Genomic DNA, 21,015 nt, shown 5'->3' with positions numbered 1-21,015 from the left:
TTATTCCGCAAATTTTGGGTTTGAAATAAAGCTTTTGTCAGACAGGGTCTTCAGAAAAGTGATTATATACTTCTTTTCCTCCTCTGTCATTGAAATTCCCAAATGTCCGTTCTGTCTCAGTTGCGGATCAAGATTGGGATTATCTTCTACATTATCCGAATAGAAGCTGAGTACTGCCTCCAGCGTATAGAATCTGCCGTCATGCATATACGGAGCGGTATACTCCACATTCCGCAGACTCGGAACACGGAATTTCATCCAGTCTTTCTGTTCGAGGGTTACACGGTACCGGCCTGCATCCTGGAATTGGGTATTATAGTACATTCCTGTATTCCTGTAACTTTCATCGGTAAATAATTCCCCGGAATGACAGGAAGCACATTTGTTCTGAAACAGTGCCATGCCCTGCATTTCCTCATCGGTAAGGTTTAGTTCTCCTTTTTTATACTGATCATATCTGGAATTTGCAGAGATCATAGTGACCATAAACTGGGATAAAGCTTTCAGTATCCTTTCGCCGGTAATATTATCATCCCCGAAGGCTGCCTTGAACAATCTTTTATAGCCAGCATCCGCATCAAGTTTCTTCACAACTTCAGGCATTGAGCTATCCATTTCAAAATCAGTTGTAATCGGTACCAGTGATCTTTCATCCAGATTATGGCTTACACCGTCCCAGGTATAATTGCTGAGAAATGCCATATTCTGAATAGGCGGCGCATTCCGGATACCGAGCCTGTCGTCAATCCCGTGGCTTACGGTGTGCCCGTGATGGGTAAATGCATATTCCTGGATATGGCAAAACCCACAGGAAATGGTATTGTTTCTGGACAGCCTGCCTTCATAAAAAAGCTTTTTCCCCAATGCCACTCCGTTTACCGTAACAGGGTTTCCGGAAATATCGAATGTCATTTCAGGAAAACCAGCGGGAATTTCCAGTTTATAAGCCTCGTCCTTATCCACAGGCTCCATCACATCATCCGAACATGCGGCAAAGCTCAGGAGAATCGTAAGCAGGATTCCCATTTTTCTTACCATCTTAATCATTATGAACATGGTCTACTTTAAACATTTTGGTAAGATTATCAGTTACGTTGACCAGGTGTTGCCCTGAGCCCATCATCATATCGTTGGTAGCATTCAAGGTGATCGGGATATCACCACTTAAATATTGATTAAAATCTGCCAGAATATGGATAGACGGAGTAATTTCTTTGGTCACTCTTGCCGTAGTTGGCAGGTCCAGGATTATCTCACGATATAGATCGGGGGTATTATTTGCTGCAACATTCCCCATGTTTCCACAATGATTCATAAACTGGGTATTGGCTGAAGCTGTTCCGTATTTTCCTTCCAGCTTGGTAAAAATATATCCTGCGGCCCAGGACCAGGTCATCCCCGCTACTTTTGCTTTTGCCCAGAACTCACCTTGCCCTTCCTGCCCCAGAAGGTAAGCAGACTGGCTTATACCCAATCCGAACCTGATCTTCCGGTAATTATTTCCGGGGATTCTGGTAAGGTTGATATAATTGATCCCGGCAACAGCCTCAGCCTGATCAATAATGAAGGCACCCTGGTCCGGATCGTCATGGTGATACTGAAATTCCCCTCCGTTTTCATCAATCAGAGTGATATTACTTACAATATATTTGAGTGTTGAAAACTGATGTTTTTGCCCATTTACGGAGGTTTGTGTTGTCTGGTTTAAAACAATATCACCTAAATTACCGAATCCGTTCTCAAATTTTACCTGCAACTTTCCCGGGACAGGTTCTATGGATTCGTCGTCCTCATTATTGCTGCACGAAATGATGGTAAGGAAAGTAAGAGCAATAAGAAATAATGATAAAAGTCTGTAAATTTTCATTGTTGATTTTTTAAGTTAATATTTGGGTAATAGAAATGTTGTCCGAATGTTTTTAACATTCAAATCTGGGTTTAACCTCAGCCTAAAAAAGCTTTTTAAGTAGTAGTATACTTAGTTGTTCCGTCAAATAATAATTGATAAGAACAATGAATTATAGGTTCTTAAAAGCATACGTATTCCAGGGCAGAAATTAATCTGCCTTAAAAGGCCCTCTGACTGATAAAATAGAAACTTAAAATACCGGTGGCCTGAAAATGAATTTCAGAAACAGAAAAGAATATGCTGTTTTATAGATAAAGCCGGAGATCAGGAAAAAAGGGTTTATTAAAGCGTCAATCTTTATAATTCCGGGAAGAATATAGATATCAAGAACTTTCTGGGGCCCGTTTTTCCCTTTCAGGGGTGAAGACCCCGGGTCATCTGTTTTTGCAAGCTCCTTGCTGAGATAACACTTCCCGTTGCAATGGAGCTCAGGGTTACTTTTGTTGATACAAAGGGTTTCAACGATATAATCATAATTGGCAACATAGTCAATAACCGGTATCAGAGGTCTGAATACCATATAAAAAGTAAGGAATATGCTGCAGATAAAGTTCATGAAGGTTTATTCCCGTGGTTTATTGTAATAGTTTTCTGATGTCCTCAATGAGAATCTCCCTGTCCGGATGATATTTTCCGGTAAGCTTTGGTATTTTTCCTTCCGGATCCTCGTAGTTCAGCCCGGAATAATACAGGATCGGCATATTGTTTTTGCCATACCTGCAACGGAGATTTCCGTTTTTGTCCACAAGCGCTATCATGCCACTGTGATTAAGGCTTTCTCCTTCATCTTCCTGGTCTCCCACATAAATATTGAATTCATCAGCCAGCTTGCCGATATACGTCCTGTCACCTGTCAGGAAATGCCAGTTGGGAGTTTTGGCCCCTACTTTCCTTGCATGCTGCTGTAAAATCTCGGGTGTATCATTTTCCGGATCAATGCTTATTGAAATAATGCCAAAATCCGGATTGCCAATCTCTTCTTCAATGGCCTTCATGTTACTGTTCATTACGGGGCAGATTGTAGGGCATCTGCTATAGAAAAATTCAACCAGGTATACCTTGCCCAGCATATCTTTATTGGTAATTTTCTTACCGTTTTGGTCTGTCAGCTCAAAATCCGGAACTTTCATTACAGTGTAAAGGCCATTTTTAAAGTACCCCATGCTGATACCAATTCCTGCAAAAAGTAAAGCGATAACCACAACCGGAATTATTATCTTACTTTTCGTATTGTTATTTTTCTTATTATTTTTTTTCATATTTCTCAGGGCTAGTTATAAACTCATCTTTACAGAATGTACTGCAGAATCCATATATTTTATTTTTGTACATCGCAGTATCTTTTAAAACTCCTTCTGTTTTCATATGGCAAACCGGATCTTCCGCATTCACAATGGCTATATTTTTCAGTTTTTCCGGGGAGTACATAAAATTATGCTTATGCTTTACTTTGGGTTCGTTGCATGACAATAAAACTGCCGGCATCAAGGCCGTTAAAATAATTTTGGCTTTCATTTTAAGGTTAATTTGAAATTAATAATACTATTTTGAAGGGAATAAGATGCTCCAACTGGATTAACATGGCATCGAGACCTATACAGCTTTTTCACAAATAATGCCGTATGTGATACAACAACATTACATTGTGTAATAAAAACCAGGAGCATGCCAGGTATTTTTAAAACCAGGATGGAGTACTACTATACCAGAGGCGGATGAAATATCCGGGAAAAATGTTCGGATGTATGAAAATCCGAATGCCATGAAACCGGATCTTTCAATAAAAACCCAATTTCTTCTTTAGCTGTATATGTAAAAATCTCGTTGTAGAGAAACACATCAATAGAGGAGCATTTAACCGTCTGGGAACTGCCGGATTCTTTTTCTGTTTTCACCAGCTCTTTTTTAACATAACATTTCCCTTTACAGGTAGATTCAGGATTATTCCTGTTCTCACAGAGATTTTTTGCAATATAATCGTAATTCACCACATAATTCACCAATGGCAAAACAGGACGTATTGCAATCATAAAAATGATGAATATGGATGTAAGGTATTTCAAGCTTCAAATTCTCAATTACAAATATACTACCAAAATTTTTTATTTCTTTCATTTCCGGTGAAATCGTTACCGATAACACAAAAGCCCTGCTTGTGCAGGGTTGGTGATATGCAGGTTACAGTTTTTTTTCAATTCTAAAATTTCATTCTTTGGATTCTCACTGCATTCAGAATGGCAAGCATGGCAACGCCTACATCTGCAAATACAGCTTCCCACATAGTGGCCAAACCTCCTGCTCCCAGCATTAAAACAACGGCTTTTACGGCAAAGGCCAGAATAATGTTCTGCCATACGATCTTTTTAGTCTTTTTCCCGATATTGATAGCCATCGGGATTTTTCCGGGCCTATCATCCTGGATCACGACATCGGCAGTTTCAATGGTAGCATCACTGCCCAGTCCTCCCATGGCAATTCCCACATCACTGAGGGCTACAACGGGGGCATCATTGACACCATCTCCAACAAAAGCAACACTTTCTTTCCTTGCTTTGATCTCTTTTACCTTGTTAACCTTATCTTCAGGGAGCAAATCCCCGTAAGCATTCTGAATGCCCAACTCCTCAGCGACATATTTTACAACCGAGGTTTTGTCTCCACTGAGCATGGTGGTCTTCACATTGACAGATCTTAGTTCATCAATCGCTGCCCGTGCATCAGGCTTGATACTATCTGCGATCACGAGATAGCCGGCAAATTTTTTATCATAAGCAACAGCGATCAGGGTATAGACGATTTTTTCCGGGTTTATATCATAACTGATTCCGGATTTATCCAACAGTTTGAAATTACCTACAAGAAGCTCTTTTCCGTCAACAATAGCTTTCAGGCCATACCCGGCCACTTCTTCAACGTTTTCCAGTGGAACGGAATGATCTATTTCTCCCGCATAATCGTGAATTGCCGTTGCCACAGGATGGGTACTTTTACTTTCTAAAGCATTGACCAGCCTGAGCATTTCAGTTTTGTCGAAGCCCTCTTTAAAATTCACTTCCTGGACTTTAAAAACTCCTTCCGTTATAGTTCCGGTCTTATCCATTACCACATTCTGAATATTCGCCAGCCTATCAAGGAAATTGCTTCCTTTGAACAGGATTCCGTTCCTGCTTCCTGCCCCGATCCCTCCAAAATATCCCAAAGGAATCGAGATCACCAGAGCACACGGGCAAGAGATCACCAGGAAAATCAAAGCCCTGTAAAGCCAGTCTTTAAACTGATAGTCATCTACAAAGAAATAGGGCAGCAAGGCGATCCCCATTGCCATGAATACCACGATGGGGGTATACACTTTTGCAAATTTCCTGATAAACAATTCTGTGGGCGCTTTTTGTGCGGTTGCATTTTGAACCAGTTCCAGAATTTTACTTAGCTTGCTGTCTTTATATGCAGCGGTTACTTTGATCTGGCTAACCGTATTCAGATTGATCATTCCGGCCAAAACCGTTTCTCCTTTTTGTTTGGTGTCCGGCTTACTTTCACCTGTAAGGGCAGAGGTATTAAAAGAAGCTGTTTCGGAGAGTAATTCTCCATCCAGCCCTAATTTCTCTCCGGATCTTAATTGTATGATCTCTCCAATGTCTACCGTTTCAGCTTTCACGGTCTGAGGCTGGCCGTTCTTTAAAATAGTGACTTCATCAGGCCGCTGGTCAAGCAAAGATTGTATATTTCTTTTTGCCTTTGAAACCGCCAGACTTTGAAAAACTTCTCCCACTGAATAAAACAGCATTACGGCAACTCCTTCAGGATATTCTCCGATGACGAAAGCTCCTACCGTTGCAATTCCCATTAAAAAAAACTCGGAGAATATATCTCCCCGGATCATGCTTTCATAAGCTTCTTTCAGAACAGGAAGCCCCACAGGAACGTAAGCCATAAGATACCAGGCTAAACGCTTCCATCCTGAAAACCAGTCCGGCCGGATATAATTATCCAGAATGATCCCTCCCAATAAAATTACAAAAGAAACTATTGCAGGCATGAACATCCGGAATGAGGACTGATGTCCGGCGTTGTGGGAATGCTCATGATTATGTCCGTCACCATTAAAATGGCTGTGTTCTTTTTTTGTATCTGTACTACAACATTCTTGCATAACTGGTAATTTTAGCCAAAATTAACTGTAATACAAATGCAATACTATTGCAAACTTTCAAGACAGTCTTCACAGATCCCTTTGGCAAAGAATCTAATTTCATCAATCCTGAATTTAGCCTGTATGTTGTCCGGAAATGATATGTCTTCTCTACAGGTAGTTTGCTTGCAGATTTTGCAATAGAAATGAAGGTGCCAGTCTTTATGGGTGGTTTCGTTACAACCGTCATGGCAGAGCATGTATCTGGTGGTCGCATTTTCCTGTATACTGTGGACGATCCCTTTTTCTTCAAAGGTTTTCAGGGTCCTGTAGATGGTTGTCCTGTCGGCATTTTCAAAGTGATTTTCTATTTCAGACAGGGACAAGGCCGCTTCCTGGGAATTTAAAAAATCATATACCAGAATCCTCATACTCGTAGGCTTGGTATTTTTACCGATCAATTTATTTTCAATATCTTTTTTCATGATTGGGCTAAGAATAGTAATATAAATTTACGACTTATTTTATAGCCATTATATTCAGCCGAAAAATATCTAATAAAATCATTAACTTTGAATTAAAGCATTTTAATGAAAATTCTTATTCTTAACGGCCCTAACCTTAATTTATTAGGTACACGGGAGCCTGAAATTTATGGCAATACCTCCATGGAGGATTATATGAGGCATTTAAAATCTGAGTTTCCTTTTCATGAGCTGGATTATTATCAATCCAATATTGAAGGGGAGATCATCAACAGGCTTCAGAAAGATGATTTTGAAGCCCTGGTGATCAACCCAGGCGCTTTTACCCATTATTCCTATGCCATTGCAGATTGCTTAAAGAATATCCGGAAGCCAAAGGTAGAAGTTCATATCAGCAATATATATAAAAGGGAAGAGTTCCGTCAAAAATCCGTGACAGCCTCTTGTACGGATGCCGTTTTATCCGGCTTTGGAATGGATGGTTACCGACTGGCTGTTCTCAGCATAAGATCCTGAAAAAATAAAGCCTCATCAAAATGATGAGGCTTATTACATTATTTAATTGTTTGTTCCTGTAATTGAGGACCCGAAGCTATAAGTTTCTTACCTTCTTCGGTATTGCAATATTGCTCAAAATTCTTGATATATTTGGCTGCAAGGTCTTTTGCTTTTTCTTCCCATTCTGCAACATCAGTATAAGTATCCCGAGGGTCTAAAATCCCCTTGGATACATTTGGCAGCTCCGTAGGAATTTCAAGGTTCATAATAGGAATCCTTGTTTTAGGGGCATTCTCTATGGATCCGTCAATGATGGCATCAATAATGGCTCTGGTATCTTTCAGGGAAATTCTCTTTCCTGTACCATTCCATCCCGTATTTACCAGATAGGCTTTTGCGCCGTGCTCTTTCATCTTGCTGATCAATGTTTTGGAATACATTGTAGGATGCAATGTAAGGAATGCTTCACCGAATGCCGGAGAAAAAGACGGTTGTGGTTCTGTAATTCCCCTTTCAGTTCCTGCTAATTTTGAAGTATATCCGCAAAGGAAATGGTATTGTGCCTGATTTTCATCCAGGACAGATACCGGAGGCAATACTCCGAAAGCGTCTGCGGAAAGGTAAACAATCTTCTTAGCATGTCCCGCTTTGGATGGTAAAACGATTTTATTGATATGATAGATCGGATAGGAAACCCTTGTATTTTCTGTAATGGATCCATCCGTATAATCTGCTACTCCGTTCTTCACCACTACATTTTCAAGAAGTGCATCTCTTTTAATGGCTCCGAAAATATCCGGCTCCTTTTCTGCAGAAAGGTCTATTACTTTTGCATAACAGCCTCCCTCATAGTTGAATACACCGTTATCATCCCAACCGTGTTCATCATCACCAATCAGATATCTTTTCGGATCAGCAGACAGAGTTGTTTTTCCTGTTCCGGAAAGGCCGAAGAACAGGGCAACATCTCCTTTTTCTCCTACATTGGCAGAGCAATGCATAGAAGCCATTCCTTTCAGAGGAAGGTAATAATTCATCATAGCAAACATTCCTTTCTTCATTTCACCACCATACCATGTCCCACCAATAATCTGTAACTTTTCTGTCAGATTAAACATAATGAAGTTTTCAGAATGTAATCCCTGAGATTCCCAATCAGGGTTTGTAACTTTTGAACCATTGATCACCGTAAAATCAGGCTCACCAAAGTTTTCCAGCTCATAATGTGATGGACGGATAAACATATTGGTAACAAAGTGGGCCTGCCAGGCCACCTCAACGATAAATCTCACTTTAAGTCTGGTATCCGCATTGGTCCCGCAAAAAGCATCTACTACATAAATTTTCTTAGCTGTAGAAAGCTGGTTCAACACTAATTCTTTACAAGACTGGAAAATTTCCGGAGTGGTGGGTAAATTCACTTTACCATCCCAGAAGATTGTATCTCTTGTAATATCATCCTGAACAATATATCTGTCTTTAGGTGAACGGCCTGTAAAAATTCCTGTTTTCACTGATACTGCCCCAGATTCCGTAAGCTCAGCCTTCTCAAAGCCCTGATTTTCAGGAGAAACCTCAGCCTGATATAGCTCCTCATAAGACGGATTGTATATTACTTCATAATCTCCTTTAATCCCTAGTTTTTCTAAATCCTGGATGATTTTAGCGTTTTTCATTTTACTTATAATTTTCTATTTCTTTTTGGGTTCAACAAAATTAATATTAATTAATTGTTAAAGGTGGTTAAATATAATGATATAAGTCAGAATGACAAATAAAAAAATAATGCTGTAAACTATTGACTATAAACCAATTATATCAGACCATCCAAAAATAGTAGAAAAACCTTTTCCCCAAAAATAGTCCCTAAACCCTTCAAATTTTGAGGCCATCACAAAATCTCCGCCCCAGGCTCCGAGACTTTTAACAAAAGAAGGACAATCTGCGAAAAGCCGGGCCTTAACTGTTGGTATTTCAATAAAATCTGAAATTTTTTGTTCATGAATCATCATTAGCCTGGAAAAATTTTCCAATTCATTACATAATAAAATTTTTCTTGTCAGATCCGAAAATTCATCAACGAGTTCCTGAGATTTGGTTTTTGACTTATATAAACTAATCGCTTCTCGGCTGTCCTGTTTCTGGTTTAAATGGATAAAAATCAGCTGGTCTTTAAAGGAAGGACTAAAGTTTACCTTTTCATATTTAATCTCCGGCTTATTCTGGTAAAGGACTGCAGACTTTTCCCTGGCAACGGCGATATCATAGCCGCTCCCCCCCAAACTGATGGTATTTAAATAAAAAGGGTCTACCCCGGCCCACTCCGCAAGGTTATTCATCAGGGTGGCACTGCTGCCGAGTCCGTAATCAGCAGGGAACTGCAGGTTTGTTTTTAAATGATAAGTAAAATTATTTTTAAGTTTTGTTTCAGAAAGCTGCTGAACATTCTGCAATGTCTTAAGGACAAATTCAGCGCTGGAAAGAATATTGGTCTCCAGGATCCGCCAGTTTTTATAATCAATGACAGCTTTCAACCATGGTTTATTCTGATGATAGGCTTCCCAGAAAATCAAAGACTTCCGGTCATCTTTTTCATCAAAAAAAAGCTCTTGTCCCGGTTTGGTAGGTACCGCTAAGACAAGAGCCCCGTCTATTGCGAAATATTCTGAAGTAAGCATAAGCTTTCCCGGTGAAAATATCTCGCCCATACAATTTATTTAAATGGCTGATGCAATGTCTACAGAGCTATCGATCTTCTTGATCAATCCCTGAAGTGTTTTTCCCGGTCCTACTTCCAGGAAATGGGAAGCTCCGTCTTTGATCATATTCTGGACAGACTGGGTCCATTTTACCGGGCCTGTTAATTGTGCAATCAGATTTTGTTTGATTTCATCAGGATTCGTTACCGCCGTAGTAACGATGTTCTGATAAACCGGGATTGTTGCCTTCCTGAACTTCGTCTGTTCTATGGCAGCCGCCAATTTTTCCTGTGCGGGCTGCATCAGTGGAGAATGGAATGCTCCGTTTACCGGCAGTAATAAAGCTCTTTTAGCCCCGGCTTCCTTTAGTTTTACACATGCTTCTTCTACCGCTGCCGTTTCTCCTGAGATCACAAGCTGACCAGGACAATTGTAATTAGCAGGAACTACAATACCGCTGATCTCTGCACAGATCTCTTCAACTTTAGCATCTTCCAATCCCAAGATGGCAGCCATGGAGCTCGGATTGGCATCACATGCCTCCTGCATTGCCTTTGCTCTTTCGGATACCAGTCTCAGTCCATCGTCAAAGGACAGAACTCCATTGGCAACCAGCGCGGAAAATTCACCTAAAGAGTGTCCCGCAACCATTTCTGCTCCAAGACCATTTACTGCTTTTAAGGCGGCTACTGAATGTATAAATATTGACGGCTGGGTAACCTCGGTTTTCTTAAGATCTTCATCTGTCCCGTTAAACATCACTGAAAGAATGTCGAAACCTAAAATTTCATTGGCAGATTCCATCAAATCTTTTATATCTTTTCGAGAATCATACAACTCTTTTCCCATTCCTACGAATTGAGATCCCTGCCCAGGAAATACAAGTGCTTTCATGTATTAATTTAAATATTATGCAAATATAAATAATGTTAAGAATATTCTTAAAAAGTATCATTCCCCATTTTAAGGAACCAGCCTGATAACACGGTAGCCGGTATTCACGTAAGCTCCGTTCGCTTTGGATTTTACAAACTCAAATTTGGTGGCAAGCTGGGTCTGAACTTTATTCATTTGTTTAAAGATTTCTCCTCTTTTATTTTCTCTGGTGAGCATGTCATTTACTACATCAAATCCTATGATGGCATATTTAGGCGGTGTTTTGCAATATTTACCTTTATAGGCTGCAAGAATTTCCTTTTCAAAGCTTCCGTCCGTATTAATTTTCCTGTCCATCACATATACCAGGTTGGCCTGGCTCAGGTCATCTACCTTTTTCTCAAAACTAGGAACATAATACATACTGAAGGCTTTTAAACCCTGGACTTCTTTGGACAGTGCTATGATCCTGTTTGAAAAGGCCTCGCCCGTAGTGTCGTTATCACTGGCCAGAATAGCAATCACCGGTGCAGACTGCCCTGTCATCATATTCTGATCAAGCTGGATATCAGCCGGTGAGTTTACAATGATCACATTCGGGTTTTTCACGGCTTTTTCCAAACCTGCTTTAATATAATTGGCGTTTTCTTTTTTAGGATCTGCTACTATATAGATCTTCTGGTCTGAATAAACTGCTTTTACCTCATCTACAATCTTATCAGCATAGGTTTGATCACTGGTTTCAATAATGATCAGGTTGCTGTAGTTGTATAGTTCCGGAGAGTTGGCAAATGGTGCCACTATCGGTATCTTCTGGCTTTTGGTAAAATCCAGAACATCTAAAACATTAGATTTAAAGAATGGCCCGATGATCAGGTCTGTATTATCAGGGTTAATCTGTGTCAGGGAGTTTTTGAATGATGCCTCATTTCCTGAATCTACTATCTTAACATCCAGCTTCTGACCATTCCTGGCGTTCCTTTCAATAGCTAATTTGGCACCCGTCAGGAAATCCATAGCCATATTTCTGTACTGGGTTTCATTAGTACTATACCCAAAAGGAAGCATCAGTACTACACTTAGCGCATCACCGCTTTTCTTGACATAGGCAGGATCAAGTTTTTTGATTTTTAAAACCATTCCCGCTTTTAATCCGTTGGACAGTTCAGGGTTTAAAGCGATCAACTCATCAATAGTGACTCCAAATTTATTAATGATGGAGAATACAGTATCTCCCTGCTGAACCGTATAAGTAACGTAATCATCGGCAGAAGAAACGTTTCCGGATGGGGTATGGGAAACAGATCTGGTATTATCCTGATCCATTTTAATCTTACTACCGGACGTCTCTTCAGAAGCCAGGGTATCAGATTTTACTTTAATTTTTTCACCCGGCTTTAAGCCTCTTTCTTCCAATCCCGGATTCAGGGCAAAAAGCTCCTGCTGTGTAATCCCAAACTGCTTTGAAATTCTGTAATAATTGTCTTTTGCCTGAATGATGTACTCGCCTTCAGCCAATGTTGCCGCAGGCTCAACTGTTGTTTCAGCAGGCCTTGTAATGGACGCTGCCTGTTGCTGGTCGCCACCATATTTTTTTATGCTTTCAAGGGGTAATGTAATTTCATCCCCGATTTTCATATGAGAGTCCAGATCCGGATTTAGTTTTCTGAGATCAGTTTCAGAAATACGGTATTGCCTGGTAATACCATAAATGGTTTGTTTGGGCTGCAATACAATTTTACCCAGCTGTGCAGAACCAGGTTTTGCTTTCCCGTTAACGGTAGCTTTGGAAGCCGGAGTTTTGTCTGATTTTACAGTCAGAACATCTCCAATAGCCAGTTTACCGTCTTTAAACTTTGGGTTTAGTTTCAGCAATTCATCTACAGTAATGCCGTATCTTTTAGCAATATTGTAAGGGGTATCCCCTTTTACAACGGTATGCGATTTCTGAGCAGATACACCCAAAACCATACATAAACTGGATAGAATAAAAAACCTCTTTATCATAGTTGATAATTATAATTCTACAAAAATACTCCTTTAAAATTAAATGGCAACAATTATTAATTTCGATTCTTGAACCACCATTTCTTCCAAACAATTTTCAAGCCATGAGTATCCATAATCTGCAAAGAATACGCTAAAGTTATAAACTCTTTCCTGCCACGTTTTAGAAGGGTGTACATCTAAGAACAAATTCTCAAGTCTTTCCAGCAATTCACTTTGTTTTATTTTTTCTGCGCGCAGCAGCCGCTTTTTCATTTTTCTGAATGACTTCAGCTGCCTTACCTCTTCAGCCTTTACCAGGTTACCAAAAGACCTTTCTGTAGTTTCAGCGATAGATTTCAGTTCTGAAAAGTTGTTAACCAACAGGCTTTCTTTTTCCTCCAATACTTTCAGGACAGGATTATCCTTAAGGATCTTATGATTGGTAATGACCGCAAAATTATGGAAAAAATCTTCTACCTTTAATCCCAGTTTCTCCATCTTGCCTAACGTTTTTTCTTTCAGAAAAAGCATGGAATTTCTTGGGATCAGAATCGGAAAAGGAATATCAATTTTAGAAAAATAGTCTTTTAGTTCCAGCCAATACATAATCTCCGCATTTCCACCGATATAGGCAAGGTTTGGCAGTACCTTTTCCTGAAAAACCGGTCTCATGAGAGCATTCGGGCTGAATCTTTCCGGATAGCTTTCCAGTTCAGCCAATATTTCTTCTTTTGTGAACCGGATATCTTTATCAATAATGACGTACGCTTTTCCGTCAAACTCTATTCTGTCTCTTGTCTCCGAAAGGTAAAACAGGTTGATCTCGCGAGGGTTTACCTGAACCTTCCCATATTTCTCAGTGAGGGAGTTTATTTTTTCTTCCGATATTTTCTGCAGGCCGAAATTCAGAAGCTCATCCCGGAAAATATCTCTGACCTGTTTTTTAAGTTCTTTTGAATCGCCGTCCAGAATTAACAATCCCAGGTCCGAGAAAAGCCTGTTCACTAATATTTTAATCGCCTGTGTAAGAGTATATCCATTCTTATAGGCTTCCTTCAGCATTAAGATCAGCTCTGTCCCGAATATTGAATCCTTAAACTCTTTTTCAAATTCAGAGATAAAAAAAGTATCACTGATCTTAATCCTGCCTACCGCCCCACCCGGTTTTCCACTGATTTCATAATAATTATTTTCCGTTTTAAAATGATTGATCTCAGCAAAATCATGATCTTCAGAGGCCATCCAGTATACCGGGACAAAATTAAAATCAGGGAATTTCTCCTTCAGGTATATACATGTCTTTATAGTCTGTAAAATTTTATATACAAAAAAAACAGGCCCTGAAAATAAATTCAGCTGATGACCGGTGGTAATGGTAAATGTAGACGGAAGCTTTAAAAGATCCATATTTTGTTTTTGCTTTGAAGAAAGGCTGATATCTGAAAGCTGTTCTTGCAAAACATCAGTCAGTATTGTCCTTTGCTCAAGAGTAAAGGCTTCCTTTTTCGCATGGATCTGTTTTTTAAAATTATCGAAAGAAAAGGTGCTTTCTTCAAACCCCTCAATTTTATGATTCAGAAAATCCTTTACCAATTGGGGTATACTTTCTATATCGTTGAATGATATTTTATTAATTGTTTTCAACCCTGTTAAATTTTAGTTGAACAAATACCACACAATTCCGATATTTAACCTGAAATCATATACCGGATAATGTGGAAATGCATAAGCTTTATTATTTGAAATAAGTGTTCCTATCTGCTGTCCTTCGATAAAGAAGAACATTTTTTTTACTTTCATATTAAAGTAAACATCGGCAATAGGCTGCCCTCCGATCGAAAATGAATTGGAGCCAGGCAAAATATATTCATTAAGTATGGGGAAGTAATCTCTTGACGCAAATTTAGAGAAGTAATATACTTTTATTCCTGCCTGGATTTCAGCTGCCTTTTTGAACGCTTTCGCCTGGTAGAATAAGTTCGCCCGCCCGATAAAGCCTGGCATTGGAAGAAGATCTTTATTGGTCAGGGCATTTTGGAACTGTAATCTGGTATTCAGATGAAAATTCCCATAATTGAATGTGGCATCCCCTCCTATCTGAGAAATATTTAATGAGCTTTCACTCTGTCGGGGCTTCGCCAATTGGTCAAAATAAGTATAATTATCTATTCTGAAATAATTGGCAAAAAGTTCTGTTTTAAACCATTTTAGATTTATACTTCCTCCGATTTCAGTAACAGACTGATTTTTGGCATCCTGAAGATAATAGTTGAAATTATTATAAACAGAAGTATTCAGCAGATAGTTAAATGTAGGATAAATACTTTGGAAATTTATCCTGGCGTCTACAAAATAATCTTTGATGGGCTCAAATTTCAAATGGTTTGTTGTCTTTAAATAGCTTCCAAACTCGCTGCCATTTGAAACTTCGAGAAATGAGTTCAGCTGAACCTTATCCCAAAGCTTTATCTGGAGGTTCCCAACAGCTCCTAATCTGTTTTCTTTAATTTCACCGGGAATATTCAGGCTAGGCAGGGTAATTTCTGTCATCCCGAATTTAAGTATCTGATAACGGATTCCGGCATCCAGCTTAAACTTTTCATTATCAAAAACGAGACTCAGGGTATTACTAAGATTATTTGAATATTTTTTTGTTGAAAACGGGAAATCGGGAACTATTTCAGCCGGTGTATTGTACCAATAAGGCTCTAAGGCATTCTGGTGGTAGAAATATTTATTTCCCTGATGAAAAATAGCATGTCTTATTCTGAAAGGAAATTTTCCGGAATTAAACGGAGTGAACTGATGGCTCAGATAATATCTTCTGTAGGAGAACTGTGAACTTGTAGAAGCCAGATTTACCTGAAGATTTTGTCTGTTTCTGGAATTACTGTCACCACTTTGAAAAAGATCATCATCCAGGATTCCTCCATTCTCCTGATTGTTTACATTCTGATGTAAATAATGTGCAAATAATTCATAGTTCCCGCTTTTGGAAATGTAATGTCCGGAAAACAAGGTGTTATTATTAGAAGCCAGAGAGTTTCTATAAAGTCCCTGAGAGCGTAGCCCCATATATTCCAACGCAAAGTTGAATCTTTTACCAATATTTTGGGTATAGGTGGATCTTAAAGAAGCCCCGTTTCTCATGGCGTTATGATAAATAAAAGTAGCCGTAGGTGTCTTTACATCATAATAATGAATATCATTGATTCCTAAAATACCGTATGATTTATTGGTTGGCAGCAATGACAGATCCTGCTCCGGATTTACTTCAAAAGATAACGGATTAAATCCCGATCCTATATTGGCAAATTGTATCCTCCCGAAATTATCCCTGTTATTATACTGAGAAAAGGCATAGGTTTTATCAAAGGTCATTACCGTATCAAATATCTTTTTTTCAGAAAACTGTGTTTGATACTGATAATCATTGATGGTAGGCTTAAATATTTTCAGTGAATCTTTTGTTCCGGAATCAATCACTAAAGTATCTTCTTGTTTTGTCTCCAGTTTATTAGAGTCTGTTTTGTTAACTACCTGGCCTTTAGTAACAATCCCGAGGAAGAATATTATAAGAAATATGTATTTCATTCTTAAATTTTGTAAAGCAAAAATAAGAAATAAAAGGAAATAAAAAACCCTGCTTGAAGGCAGGGTTTATATTTAAAGCAATTAGATTTACTAGTAACCTGTGTTTTGCTGAATATTTGGATTAGCAGAAATTTCAGATAATGGAATTGGTAGTGTATATCTGTAATCACCGTTATCCAAGTTAGATGTTAATACAATATCATCTGTATTATTTCTATCCATAGTAACACCTGCTTTTGTAGCAAGACGCTTAAGATCAATATAACGATGTCCTTCAAGAGCTAGTTCAATACGTCTTTCTTTTAGAACATCAGCCCAAGCAGCCTGCTGATTTGCATATGTTGGCAAAGTGGTTGGGCCTAAATAATTTCTAGCATCTCTTACATTTTTGATGTAGCCTGCGGCAGTAGAAAGTTGATTGTCATTGATCGCACATTCAGCAAGAATAAAATACATTTCCGAAAGTCTTAGTAACTTAAGGTCATTTCTTGTGTTGCTACCTTGTTTACCTGGGTATTTATCTACAACAAGACGGTCTGATGTTCTTGTTTGTGCTAAATTATTTGGATATAAAGCCGCATAGTTTGCATTTGGAATAGAAGAAGGATCTCTATAAGTTAAATATCTGATATCTCCTCCTGTGCCATTGTTATATCCTGCTAGCAATAAATTGTAAAGGTTACGTCCCCAAAACCACATTGGTGATCCTGAAATACTGGAGTTGTTAGTATTCCAGTAAGATCCCACAGCAGCACCATTACCGGCAGCAGCAATTCGGCCTAATGAAAAAATAGACTCTCCTCTGCTTGCATCTACCCACATGCTACGATAAGGATTGAAAGATGCGCCTACAGCATAGAATTGATTTCTCCAAGCTGTCCCATCAACAGGTAGAGGATTTCCATTAGCATCATTTACTGTATATGGAGTAGCTGGTGTTAACGGGAAATTACCTGCAGCCGCATTAATTACCGCTTGAGCATTAGCTTTTGCTTGAGCATAATCACCTTTATATAAGAAATATCTAGCTGCTATAGCATTTACAGCGCTCTTTCCTACAAAATATTGGTTAGTACTTTCAGATGTTAAAACACTCTTTGCATAAGTTAAATCTTCTTCAATAAAGCTATATATTTCAGAATTTTTAACTCTTGGAAGTTTAGCATTTAGATCCGGAACATCTTTAAGTAAAATAACACCTAAAGCATTAGGATCAGCCATATTTTCGGAATACAAAGATTCCAGCTGAAGATAGGCATAAGCTCTCAATGCTCTTGCCTGAGCAACAATATTGTTTAATCTTGCCCCATCAGCTGTACTCACCGGCGTTATTGCTTCAGCACCTCTTACCAAACGGTTTACGTGGTTAATAACTGCATAGTTATTCTGCCAAATTGCAGTTGCCTGAGCATCCTGTGAATTCAGGAAGAAACGGTGTAAACTAAATTCCTGCCCACCACTACCTGATCCAGGCTTTACTTCATCAGAAATAACAGCCGAAAGATACATTGCTGTTGATGGTTCCAATGTACCATATACACTCCCCATCAGATAACCATATAATGCATCTGTATTTTCAAAAGGTGTCCCGTCATCCTGAATCATCCCTGGCTGTGGGTTCGTTTCAAGCGCATCGTTGCAACTCTGTAAAGCTCCTAGAGAAAGCAATACAGATCCTACTAAAGATATATTTAAAATTATTTTTTTCATTATTCAACTATTATTAAAATTGTACATTAAATCCAACAGAAACAACTTTAGGGTTTGGATATACGCCCAATGAATATGCAAATAATGGTTCTGGATCATATCCTTTCCATTTTGTCCAAGTTACCAGGTTTTCTGCTTGTACGAAAACTTTGATTGAACTGATTGGAAGACCTCTTAGCATATCTTTTCTGAAGTTGTAACCAAAAGTCACATTTTTCAAACGGATAAAGTCTGTCTTAAACAGGTATCTGTCAGATGACCCTTCCAATCCAATATTATTGGCCGTAATTGCCGGAACGTTTGTATTTGGATTCTCCGGAGTCCAGGAATTCAAGATGTCTCCTGAGAAGTTAAATCCTGCACCTAATGAACTTGGATCCATTAACCAGGAATAAACATTATCATACATCCATCCTCCAGACTGATAGCTGAATAGTACATCAGCAAACCATCCTTTGTAATCAGCATTTAAACCGAAACCTCCTGTAAACTTAGGAATGTATGATTTTCCTGTTAACACCTTATCGTTAGCGGTTGGAGCTTCGGTAATATTACCATTAGCATCCAGGAACTGTTGTTCTCCTGTTTCCGGGTTTACTCCTACATAATGGTATAAATTCCATTGACCGATTGGTCCTCCGGCAGCATTGATATTATCTCCAGAAAGGTCAGCTCCTTCAAACTCAAGGATCTCATTTTTATTATAAGCACCATTAGCAAAAATGGATAGGTTATAATCTTGGTTCTTCAGGATATTGAAACGTAATGATCCTTCAATACCTTTATTTTCAAGTTCTCCATTGTTCCCGTTAATAGAGTATTGACCGGTAGCTGCAGATAGTGTAATTGAGTTGAATAGTCTTTCGGTTTTCTTTTTATAAATATCGAAAGTACCTTCTACAAAGTTATTGAATAATCCGAAATCAACCCCGATATTAGCTTGTGATACTTTTTCCCATTTTACATTAGGGTTACCTATTATTGTAGCATAACCTACGGTATTCATATATCCGGTACCACTTCCGATTAAGTCGTCATAAATATTTGTTCCAGCAAATAGCGGGTTACCATTGTTTGCAGGTTGAATTAAGTTCTGGTTACCGGTAGTACCATAAGAACCTCTTAACTTCAACATTTTTACAACGTTAGATCCGGCAAGGAAGTCTTCTTTATCAATGTTCCAACGACCACCTACAGACCAGAATGTCTCCCATCTGTTTTCTTTAGGGAATCTATAAGATCCATCCCGTCTTACTGTAGCACTTACACCGTACTTGCCAGCATAGTCATATTCTAAAGTACCTATAACTGCCAATGTTCCTGCATTATATTTAGCAGCAGAAACGCTAGGAAGATAAAGTGAAGGAGTAGCAGGATTAAAAGGAATATAACCTGTTCCGGCACCAAACGCCCAGTTAAATGGATCTAAACCATTTTGCTGACGTGCAGAAGCTAGGTAATGTGCTTTTACATAGTCTAAATATCCAGCAACGGTAACTGAGTGATCACCAAATTTCTTATCAAAAGTAATATTAGTAACAGAGTTAAATGTTAAATCTTTGGTATTTGAGATAGACTCAAGCCCTCCAAACTGAGCTCCTGAAGGTTTTGCAGCGATAGAAAGATAACCTCTCGGATCACGGGCAAAAGTACGGTCAGTCTCTTTGTAGTCAATACCTGACCTGTTTCCTACTGATAACCAATCTGTAATTTTATAGTTTACGTTAGCATTGGCAAGGACTGATGTTTCAGTATATAAGTTTACAATACCTCCTCTGATAATATCGGAAAGAATCCATCCTGGATAATTTGTTCCGGCTCCACCAATCTGATTGAACATATCCTGTCCGTTTATGAATGGATATGGTTCCAGGTATGAAGGTGTTAATAAAGAACCGAAAAGAGGGTTTTGTACAATATTGTTATCAATACCAGCATTTGTTTCCTGGTCTAACTGGTGACGCTTAGAATATCCAACTGCTGTTTGCATACTGAAAGTCAATCTTCCGTTATCAGATTTACCATTCAAGTTATTTCTCAAAGTAAATCTCTGGAAATCAGTAGACCTAAAAGTACCATCCGTATTTAAATATCCTAAAGAGGTATAATTATTAATATTTTTACCTCCTGAAGTGATACCTAAAGTATGCTGTTGTAACATAGATGTCTGGAAAAATTGCTTGTTCCAATCAGTATCTACATTCCAAGCAGCGATTTCTTCCGGAGTCATCTGCCCTCCCTGACCAACGCCGTACTGATTTTCTAAGTTCAATAATTCTTTAGCCCCTAACATGTTATATTTTGTTTTAGGCAATACAGAAAAAGAAGTCAGTACATCATACGTTACTCGTAGGCCGCTATTATATCTTGCATTTTTTGTATTGATAACAACAACCCCGTTAGCACCTCTGTTACCATAGATAGAGGTAGCCTGCGCATCTTTCAGGATACTGATGCTTTCAATATCTTCAGTGTTTAAGTTTCTAAACTGAGTTGCAGAAGTAATTAACCCATCAATTACATAAAGTGGATCTGTAGATGCATTGATCGAGGAGAGACCACGAACCATAACATCAATTTTACCAGAACCAGGAGAGCCCGAAGTAGAGTTAATGCTTATCCCTGGCGCATTTCCCTGAAGTGAATTAATAAAAGAAACATTCGGACGATTTTCAAGAGCCTTTGAATCTACAGTAACTGATGCTGCAGTAGATTTTGCTTTTGTACTCTTTTTGCTATACCCTAAAACAACAACCTCTTCAATATTAGCTTCCTTTGTAGTGTCAGCCGGTTTTTTTTGAGCTAGCACAGCCTGGCCTGTAAAAAACAGTACTCCAGCTGTCAATACACGTAATTTAACATTCATATTAACAAATTTTAATATATTTAATGGGCAAATATGTTAATAAATATTAACACTTGCAAGTTTTTAAGTGTATATTTTACTATAATTCACGGAATTATGATTTATTTTTTACTTAAAATATATAAAACTTGATAATAATAGATGGGTATTATTTTAGAAAATGTAAAATTTTATCATTTAAGAAAAATATTAACACATTATTATTAAATTAGAAATTATTATTTAGAATTATTATAAATTACAACGCTGTCAATAAA

The 21,015-nt window shown here is 38.5% G+C and carries 17 protein-coding genes; 1 reads left to right on the top strand and 16 read right to left on the bottom strand.

Features of this window, described 5'->3' with window-relative positions; all coding sequences use genetic code 11:
* The 8 genes from ABMQ40_RS10730 to ABMQ40_RS10695 form a co-directional block, all read right to left on the bottom strand.
* Window positions 1–1,038 carry a cytochrome-c peroxidase gene (locus tag ABMQ40_RS10730; protein ID WP_370899411.1) on the bottom strand — a complete coding sequence of 346 codons (1,038 nt, stop codon included), beginning with the start codon at window positions 1,036–1,038 and terminating at the stop codon, window positions 1–3.
* A gap of 1 nt (window position 1,039) precedes the next feature.
* Complete coding sequence (locus ABMQ40_RS10725) at window positions 1,040–1,867, bottom strand: MbnP family protein (RefSeq protein WP_370899409.1); 828 nt, start codon at window positions 1,865–1,867, stop codon at window positions 1,040–1,042.
* A 232-nt stretch (window positions 1,868–2,099) separates the two neighbouring features.
* On the bottom strand, window positions 2,100–2,465 hold the full coding sequence (locus ABMQ40_RS10720) for a hypothetical protein (RefSeq protein ID WP_370899407.1): 366 nt from the start codon (window positions 2,463–2,465) through the stop codon (window positions 2,100–2,102).
* Window positions 2,466–2,484: 19 nt separating this feature from the next.
* On the bottom strand, window positions 2,485–3,168 hold the full coding sequence (locus ABMQ40_RS10715; protein ID WP_370899405.1) for an SCO family protein: 684 nt from the start codon (window positions 3,166–3,168) through the stop codon (window positions 2,485–2,487).
* Window positions 3,155–3,424: a YHS domain-containing protein gene (locus tag ABMQ40_RS10710; RefSeq protein ID WP_370899403.1), complete on the bottom strand. Its 270-nt coding sequence runs from the start codon at window positions 3,422–3,424 to the stop codon at window positions 3,155–3,157. Before ABMQ40_RS10710 ends, ABMQ40_RS10715 begins: the two co-directional genes overlap by 14 nt.
* Before the next feature lie 185 nt (window positions 3,425–3,609).
* Complete coding sequence (locus ABMQ40_RS10705; RefSeq protein WP_370899401.1) at window positions 3,610–3,939, bottom strand: hypothetical protein; 330 nt, start codon at window positions 3,937–3,939, stop codon at window positions 3,610–3,612.
* A 167-nt stretch (window positions 3,940–4,106) separates the two neighbouring features.
* The gene (locus tag ABMQ40_RS10700) at window positions 4,107–6,062 is read right to left on the bottom strand and encodes a heavy metal translocating P-type ATPase (RefSeq protein WP_370899399.1); all 1,956 of its coding nucleotides are present in this window, start codon (window positions 6,060–6,062) and stop codon (window positions 4,107–4,109) included.
* A gap of 44 nt (window positions 6,063–6,106) precedes the next feature.
* Window positions 6,107–6,526, bottom strand: a complete 420-nt coding sequence (locus ABMQ40_RS10695) for a Fur family transcriptional regulator (protein WP_370899397.1) — start codon at window positions 6,524–6,526, stop codon at window positions 6,107–6,109.
* A 105-nt stretch (window positions 6,527–6,631) separates the two neighbouring features.
* Here ABMQ40_RS10695 and ABMQ40_RS10690 point away from each other — a divergent pair, with 105 nt between their 5' ends.
* Entirely contained in the window at window positions 6,632–7,042 is a 411-nt protein-coding gene (locus tag ABMQ40_RS10690; RefSeq protein WP_370899394.1) for a type II 3-dehydroquinate dehydratase, read from the top strand.
* A gap of 38 nt (window positions 7,043–7,080) precedes the next feature.
* Here ABMQ40_RS10690 and pckA read toward each other — a convergent pair whose 3' ends face one another.
* From pckA to ABMQ40_RS10650, 8 genes are all read right to left on the bottom strand, one after another.
* Window positions 7,081–8,700 carry a phosphoenolpyruvate carboxykinase (ATP) gene (pckA, locus tag ABMQ40_RS10685; protein WP_370899392.1) on the bottom strand — a complete coding sequence of 540 codons (1,620 nt, stop codon included), beginning with the start codon at window positions 8,698–8,700 and terminating at the stop codon, window positions 7,081–7,083.
* Between the two features lie 126 nt (window positions 8,701–8,826).
* Window positions 8,827–9,732 (bottom strand): GYDIA family GHMP kinase, encoded by a 906-nt coding sequence (locus ABMQ40_RS10680; protein ID WP_370899390.1) that lies wholly within the window; start codon window positions 9,730–9,732, stop codon window positions 8,827–8,829.
* Between the two features lie 9 nt (window positions 9,733–9,741).
* Window positions 9,742–10,617: an ACP S-malonyltransferase gene (gene fabD, locus ABMQ40_RS10675; protein WP_370899388.1), complete on the bottom strand. Its 876-nt coding sequence runs from the start codon at window positions 10,615–10,617 to the stop codon at window positions 9,742–9,744.
* Between the two features lie 69 nt (window positions 10,618–10,686).
* Window positions 10,687–12,606: a LysM peptidoglycan-binding domain-containing protein gene (locus ABMQ40_RS10670; protein ID WP_370899386.1), complete on the bottom strand. Its 1,920-nt coding sequence runs from the start codon at window positions 12,604–12,606 to the stop codon at window positions 10,687–10,689.
* Between the two features lie 39 nt (window positions 12,607–12,645).
* Complete coding sequence (gene bshC, locus ABMQ40_RS10665; RefSeq protein ID WP_370899384.1) at window positions 12,646–14,232, bottom strand: bacillithiol biosynthesis cysteine-adding enzyme BshC; 1,587 nt, start codon at window positions 14,230–14,232, stop codon at window positions 12,646–12,648.
* Window positions 14,233–14,244: 12 nt separating this feature from the next.
* Window positions 14,245–16,182 carry a putative porin gene (locus ABMQ40_RS10660; protein ID WP_370899382.1) on the bottom strand — a complete coding sequence of 646 codons (1,938 nt, stop codon included), beginning with the start codon at window positions 16,180–16,182 and terminating at the stop codon, window positions 14,245–14,247.
* A gap of 90 nt (window positions 16,183–16,272) precedes the next feature.
* Window positions 16,273–17,892, bottom strand: coding sequence for a RagB/SusD family nutrient uptake outer membrane protein (locus tag ABMQ40_RS10655; protein ID WP_370899380.1), 1,620 nt, complete (start codon window positions 17,890–17,892; stop codon window positions 16,273–16,275).
* 13 nt (window positions 17,893–17,905) lie between these two features.
* Window positions 17,906–20,758, bottom strand: coding sequence for a SusC/RagA family TonB-linked outer membrane protein (locus ABMQ40_RS10650; RefSeq protein ID WP_370899378.1), 2,853 nt, complete (start codon window positions 20,756–20,758; stop codon window positions 17,906–17,908).
* Between the last annotated feature and the right edge of the window lie 257 nt (window positions 20,759–21,015).

This window comes from Chryseobacterium gossypii (assembly GCF_041361455.1).
Classification (GTDB): domain Bacteria; phylum Bacteroidota; class Bacteroidia; order Flavobacteriales; family Weeksellaceae; genus Chryseobacterium; species Chryseobacterium gossypii.
The sequence above is the reverse complement of the archived record's forward strand: the minus strand, read 5'-3'. Positions and strand labels throughout refer to the sequence as shown.

Bases quoted from the DNA above. Each gene is read 5' to 3' on its own strand.
- ABMQ40_RS10730 (WP_370899411.1), bottom strand. From the start codon at position 1,038: ATGGTAAGAAAAATGGGAATCCTGCTTACGATTCTCCTGAGCTTTGCC.
- ABMQ40_RS10725 (WP_370899409.1), bottom strand. From the start codon at position 1,867: ATGAAAATTTACAGACTTTTATCATTATTTCTTATTGCTCTTACTTTC.
- ABMQ40_RS10720 (WP_370899407.1), bottom strand. From the start codon at position 2,465: ATGAACTTTATCTGCAGCATATTCCTTACTTTTTATATGGTATTCAGA.
- ABMQ40_RS10715 (WP_370899405.1), bottom strand. From the start codon at position 3,168: ATGAAAAAAAATAATAAGAAAAATAACAATACGAAAAGTAAGATAATA.
- ABMQ40_RS10710 (WP_370899403.1), bottom strand. From the start codon at position 3,424: ATGAAAGCCAAAATTATTTTAACGGCCTTGATGCCGGCAGTTTTATTG.
- ABMQ40_RS10705 (WP_370899401.1), bottom strand. From the start codon at position 3,939: ATGATTGCAATACGTCCTGTTTTGCCATTGGTGAATTATGTGGTGAAT.
- ABMQ40_RS10700 (WP_370899399.1), bottom strand. From the start codon at position 6,062: ATGCAAGAATGTTGTAGTACAGATACAAAAAAAGAACACAGCCATTTT.
- ABMQ40_RS10695 (WP_370899397.1), bottom strand. From the start codon at position 6,526: ATGAAAAAAGATATTGAAAATAAATTGATCGGTAAAAATACCAAGCCT.
- ABMQ40_RS10690 (WP_370899394.1), top strand. From the start codon at position 6,632: ATGAAAATTCTTATTCTTAACGGCCCTAACCTTAATTTATTAGGTACA.
- pckA (WP_370899392.1), bottom strand. From the start codon at position 8,700: ATGAAAAACGCTAAAATCATCCAGGATTTAGAAAAACTAGGGATTAAA.
- ABMQ40_RS10680 (WP_370899390.1), bottom strand. From the start codon at position 9,732: ATGGGCGAGATATTTTCACCGGGAAAGCTTATGCTTACTTCAGAATAT.
- fabD (WP_370899388.1), bottom strand. From the start codon at position 10,617: ATGAAAGCACTTGTATTTCCTGGGCAGGGATCTCAATTCGTAGGAATG.
- ABMQ40_RS10670 (WP_370899386.1), bottom strand. From the start codon at position 12,606: ATGATAAAGAGGTTTTTTATTCTATCCAGTTTATGTATGGTTTTGGGT.
- ABMQ40_RS10660 (WP_370899382.1), bottom strand. From the start codon at position 16,182: ATGAAATACATATTTCTTATAATATTCTTCCTCGGGATTGTTACTAAA.
- ABMQ40_RS10655 (WP_370899380.1), bottom strand. From the start codon at position 17,892: ATGAAAAAAATAATTTTAAATATATCTTTAGTAGGATCTGTATTGCTT.
- ABMQ40_RS10650 (WP_370899378.1), bottom strand. From the start codon at position 20,758: ATGAATGTTAAATTACGTGTATTGACAGCTGGAGTACTGTTTTTTACA.